Source organism: Ralstonia pickettii, from assembly GCF_001699815.1.
In the GTDB taxonomy this organism is placed as follows: Bacteria; Pseudomonadota; Gammaproteobacteria; order Burkholderiales; family Burkholderiaceae; genus Ralstonia; species Ralstonia thomasii.
Window position 1 is genome coordinate 1 of record NZ_MCGB01000042.1, and the last position, 5,124, is coordinate 5,124.

The 5,124-nt window shown below is 64.1% G+C and carries 4 protein-coding genes; 3 read left to right on the plus strand and 1 reads right to left on the minus strand.

The annotated features are described in order from the left end of the window. On the plus strand, positions 1 to 202 hold a 202-nt coding region (locus BEK68_RS25930; protein ID WP_212634772.1), incomplete at its 5' end, for a hypothetical protein. Positions 203 to 685: 483 nt separating this feature from the next. Next, positions 686 to 2,164, plus strand: coding sequence for a pyruvate kinase (gene pyk / locus BEK68_RS07075; RefSeq protein WP_012436710.1), 1,479 nt, complete (start codon positions 686 to 688; stop codon positions 2,162 to 2,164). Positions 2,165 to 2,188: 24 nt separating this feature from the next. Here pyk and hemN read toward each other — a convergent pair whose 3' ends face one another. Continuing rightward, positions 2,189 to 3,673, minus strand: coding sequence for an oxygen-independent coproporphyrinogen III oxidase (gene hemN / locus BEK68_RS07080; RefSeq protein ID WP_012436711.1), 1,485 nt, complete (start codon positions 3,671 to 3,673; stop codon positions 2,189 to 2,191). Positions 3,674 to 3,927: 254 nt separating this feature from the next. Between hemN and BEK68_RS07085 the strand changes: the two genes are divergently transcribed. Then, positions 3,928 to 5,016, plus strand: a complete 1,089-nt coding sequence (locus tag BEK68_RS07085) for an ABC transporter substrate-binding protein (protein WP_004628686.1) — start codon at positions 3,928 to 3,930, stop codon at positions 5,014 to 5,016. Positions 5,017 to 5,124: the final 108 nt, after the last annotated feature.

Genomic DNA, 5,124 nt, shown 5'->3' on the forward strand with positions numbered 1-5,124 from the left:
TGTGAGTACAGGCCTAAGGCTGGGACTGTGGAAGGCTTGGGCTGGCGCGCTGCTCACAACGTTGCTTGATTTTTTGTTTGCCTTGTTCCGGCGGGGCGGTTCATCCCTTGTTTCATCCCCTGCCGGGCTGACTCACTTTCTTTGTCTTGCCAAAGAAAGTAAGCAAAGAAAGGCGCGCCCGAGATGGCGAAAGACTCCTTGAATTTATGTCGCAGGGAGGGGAAGGGAAAAACTCGCTTCGCTCAGACAGTTTCCCTTCCTTTTTCCTCTCTGCAACAGAAATTCAACGCGCCATCTAGGGCTCCAAGGGCCAAACAATCGGAGCACGACTGCAGCAGGACCCAGCAGCACAACGCGAAGCAAGGCGAGCAGCAACAGCAACAAACAAGAGCCTCTAGGTCAGCACACAGATTGTGTGGCCGTACCTTGCCCTAGATGGCGCCTTGAATTTGTGTAAGCGGGCGGAAACAAGATGGGGAACTGTCTGAGCGAAGCGAGTTTTCCCCGTCTCCGCCCGGTTACACAAATTCAAGGAAGGGGTCGCCATCTCGGGCGCGCCTTTCTTTGCTGACTTTCTTTGGCAAGACAAAGAAAGTGAGTCGCCCCCGGCAGGGGGTGAAAGGGAGATGGACCGCCAAGGTCCGCAAACGCAGCAAGCAATAGCCAGCCACCGGAGCCATCAACGATGCGCCGCTTCCGCAATACCAAAATCCTAGCCACCCTAGGCCCCGCCAGCAGCGACAAAGACACCATCCGCGCCCTCTTCGACGCCGGCGCAGACGTCTTCCGCCTGAACTTCAGCCACGGCTCGCACGAAGACCACCGCAAGCGCTACGACACCGTGCGCGCGGTGGAGGCCGAGACCGGCCGCCCGATCGGCATCCTCGCAGACATGCAAGGCCCGAAGTTGCGCATCGGCACGTTTGCCGACGGCCGCGTCGTGCTCAAGAACGGTGATCGCTTTGTGCTCGACCGCGATCCGGCGCCGGGTGATGTCACGCGTGTGCACCTGCCGCACCCCGAGTTGTATGCCGCGGCCGCGCCGGGGCAATCGCTGTTGCTCGATGACGGCAAGATCCGCCTGGCCGTGGAAGCCGCCGACCCGACGGCCATCGTCACGCGCGTGGTCGATGGCGGCCCGCTGTCCGACCGCAAGGGCGTGAATGTGCCGGATGCCGTGATTCCCATTCCCGCGCTTACCGAGAAAGATCTGCGCGATCTGGACTTCGCGCTGTCATTGGGTGTGGACTGGATTGCGCTGTCGTTCGTGCAGCGCGCCGAAGATGTGATCGCCGCACGCGAGATCATTGGCGACCGCGCCGGGCTGCTCTCCAAGATCGAGAAGCCCGCAGCGCTGCTGCATCTGGAAGACATCGTGCAGGCCTCCGACGCGCTGATGGTGGCGCGTGGTGATCTGGGCGTCGAGCTGCCGCCCGAGCGCGTGCCCGGCGTGCAGAAGTGCATCCTGCGCATGGCGCGCCAGCACGGCAAGCCGGTGGTCGTGGCCACGCAGATGCTGGAATCGATGATCGAAGCGCCAGTGCCGACACGTGCCGAAGCCTCCGACGTGGCCAGCGCCGTGTACGACGGCACCGATGCCGTGATGCTGTCGGCCGAGTCGGCCAGCGGCAAGCATCCGGTGGCGGCGGTCAGCATCATGAACCGCATCATTGCCGAGACCGAGCGCGACCCGCTGTACCGCAACCTGATCGACGCGCAGCATCAACCGCCGCTGCCCACGCGCCAGGATGCCATCTGCGCAGCCCTGCGCGACGTCACGCACATCCTGGGTGCAGTGGCTACCGTCACCTACACGTCCAGCGGCAAGACGAGCCTGCGCGCCGCACGCGAGCGGCCACTGGCGCCCATCGTCAGCATCACGCCGCGCCTGGATACAGCGCGCCGGCTGGCGATCGCGTGGGGCGTGCATAGCACGGTCAGCCCCGATGTGAGCAATGTCGACGAGATGGTGGACGCGGCGTGCCGCGCCGCCGCGCGTGAAGGCTTTGCCGTGTCGGGCGACCAGATCGCCATCACGGCGGGCATGCCGTTCGGTCAGGCCGGGTCAACCAACCTGCTGCGCCTGGCAGAAATATGGCCACAGACGTTGGTCAGCGCCCAGACGCAAACCACTGCACTGCAGCCCGAACCGGCAACGGTCTGACGTGGCTTCGGGCCAGCAGGAAGGTCAGACCACCTTGGAGTAGCGCGGGACAAAGGTGACGGGCTTGCCCTCGGCTTCCATCGCGCGCTCCGTGCCCGCCTCGCGCAGGTGCGCATCGAACACCATCGCGATGCGGCGCACGAGCAGCCGCCCTTGCGGTGTGATGACGATGCGCTCGTCCCCGACCTTCACCAGCCCGGCTTCTTCCAGCGGCGCCAGCGCCTGCAACTCGTCCGCAAAACTGCGCTTGAAGTCCAGCCCGTGGCGCGCGCCGAATGCGCGCATGTTCAATTCAAATCCGCACATCAGCTCGCCGATCAGCGCGCGGCGCACGTGATCGTCCGGCGTGAGCGACATGCCGCGCAGCACGGCCAGCTCGCCTGCGTCGATGCGAGCGTAGTACGCGTCGAGATCCTTTTCGTTCTGCGCATACACATCGCCCACGCGGCTGATGGCGGACACGCCAAACGCCAGCATGTCGCAATCGGCGTGCGTGGAATAGCCCTGGAAATTGCGCTGCAGCCGCCCTTCACGCTGTGCGACGGCGAGTGCATCGTCAGGCCGCGCAAAGTGATCCATGCCGATGTAGACATAGCCTTCGGCGACGAGCCGCTCGACCGTCATGGCGAGCAAGTCGAGCTTTTCGTCGGCGGTAGGCAGCGTGAGCATGTCGATGCGGCGCTGCGCCTTGAACAGGTGCGGCAGATGCGCATAGCTGTAGACGGACAGCCGATCGGGCGCCATCTCCAGCACGCGATCCAGCGTGGCGTTGAAGGTTTCCGTGCGCTGATATGGCAAGCCGTAGATCAGGTCGAAGCTGATCGACTCGAAGCCCAGCCGGCGCGCGGTGTCGACCACGCGACGTGTCTCTTCCACGCTTTGGATGCGGTGGACCGCGCGCTGGACGTCGGGGTCAAAGTCTTGGATGCCCAGGCTTGCGCGGTTGAAACCGATCTCGGCCAATACTTCGAGCGTGGCGTCGTCGGCATGGCGCGGGTCGAGTTCGACGGAGATCTCCCCATCGTTGGCCACGTCGAAATGCTCGCGCGTGGCGGCCATCACGGCACGCATTTCGTCGTGCGCAAGAAAAGTCGGCGTGCCGCCGCCCCAATGCAACTGCGTCACGCGGCGCAGTGGGCCGATCTGGTTGGCGACCATCGCCATCTCGCGGGCGAGCGTTTCAACGTACCGTGCGCTGCGGGAGTGATCCTTTGTGATGACCTTGTTGCAGCCGCAGTAGTAGCAAAGGTTCGCGCAGAACGGCAGGTGCATGTACAGCGACAGCGGCGCATGCAGCGCGGGCGCGATCGCGGCGCGGCGGTGCAAGGCGTCGAGGTAATCGGCGTTGCCGAATTTGTTGTGAAAGCGGTCGGCCGTTGGGTACGAGGTGTAGCGCGGGCCGTGCGTATCAAAGCGCTGCGCGAGCGCGCGCACCTGCGGCGCCGACCAGCGGAAGGCGGTGTCATTTGCGGCGGACGGATTGTCGGCCGGCTTGGCGAACGGAAACATGGGGGCGATCGTTGTGGGGGCGATGCCTCATCCTAAAACTGCGATGTGGGCGCCGCGTTGATGTGTGTCAACGTCCGTCAACGCCTGTTCAAACGCGCCTCACCCTCCGTTGGGAGGGCCCCAACTTCACCGATCTGTCATGTTCTGCCCCCTAACATCGGCGATCGGCGCCAAGGGCTCGTCGCCCGTCGTACGCAGGCCGTCAAAACAACACAACAGCACAGGCCGTCGACTCGTCTTTTGGGGGAAGCACCATGTGGCAGAGACTGGCACGCCGCGGCGCGTGCGCACTGGCCTGGGCGGCCGTCACGCTGACGGCGCATGCGCAAGGCACGTCGTTCGTCGTGGGGCAACTGATCGAGCGCGGCGCAGACCAGGCCGACTATGCGCGCGACTTCATGGCGGGCGCCAAGGTGGCTTTCGATGCAGCCAACCAGAGCGGCGGCATCAAGGGCCGGCGCATCAGCCTCGTCCGGCGCGAGGCGGCGCTCAACGAAGCCATCCCGCAGGCCGTTGACATGATCGAACGCGACCATGTCGAGTTGCTCTTTGGCGTAAGCGAACGCTTGCTGCCGGTGCTGGCAGCGTCTCCCGAGATCGCACGGCGCAATGTGCCGTTGCTCGCCCCGCTCTCAGGTGCGACGTCGACCGCCGACAACGTTTTGTTCATCCGCCCCGATTACGACCACGAAATCGTCGCCGCGCACAACCGGCTGCGGCAGTTCGGCATGCGGCGGATTGCACTCGTCACGGCAGCGGGCTTCGATCCGCAACTCGGGGTGCGTCTGCGTGGCTCGATCGCCAAGGGAAATGCTGCCGAAACGCTGGACCTTTACACACTTACCGGAGACCCGGCCGAGCTTGCGGCCCGCATCGCGCCGACAAAGCCAACAGCGGTGATCATCGCCGGCGACACGCTCACCTACGCCACCGTCGGACGTGCGCTGGCGCAGCAGGGCTGGTATGGCTTTCTGGTCGGGCTGTCGTCCGTCAACCCTCAAGTGGCGCGCGAAATCCTGGGCTCCGGCTACAGCGGCGGCATGCTGCTCGCCCAGACGGTGCCAAACCCGGCCAGCGGCGTCACCAAAGTCGCGCGCGAGCATATGGCGCGGATGAAGCAGTTTCTGGATGAACCGCCTTCCGCTGCGACGCTATCGGGGTATATCGCCGCGGTGTATTTGATTCAGGCGATGAATGCCGCGGGCGGCAAGATGACCGGCGTGGAACTGCGGCGCGCGTTGCAGACGCGCGTTGATGTGGGCGGGTTCACGCTGGATTTCACGCGTGGAAATCGGGGAAGCGAGTTTGTTGATCTGAATTACATTCAGGGAGCGGGGAATTGATTCTGGCTTGGTGGTCCGCCCTCCTTTCGTTCCCTGCCGGGACCGACTTACTTTTCTTTGTCTTGCCAAAGAAAGTAAGCAAAGAAAGGCGCGCCCGAGATGGCGACT

Bases quoted from the DNA above. Each gene is read 5' to 3' on its own strand.
- BEK68_RS07085 (WP_004628686.1), top strand. From the start codon at position 3,928: ATGTGGCAGAGACTGGCACGCCGCGGCGCGTGCGCACTGGCCTGGGCG.
- hemN (WP_012436711.1), bottom strand. From the start codon at position 3,673: ATGTTTCCGTTCGCCAAGCCGGCCGACAATCCGTCCGCCGCAAATGAC.
- pyk (WP_012436710.1), top strand. From the start codon at position 686: ATGCGCCGCTTCCGCAATACCAAAATCCTAGCCACCCTAGGCCCCGCC.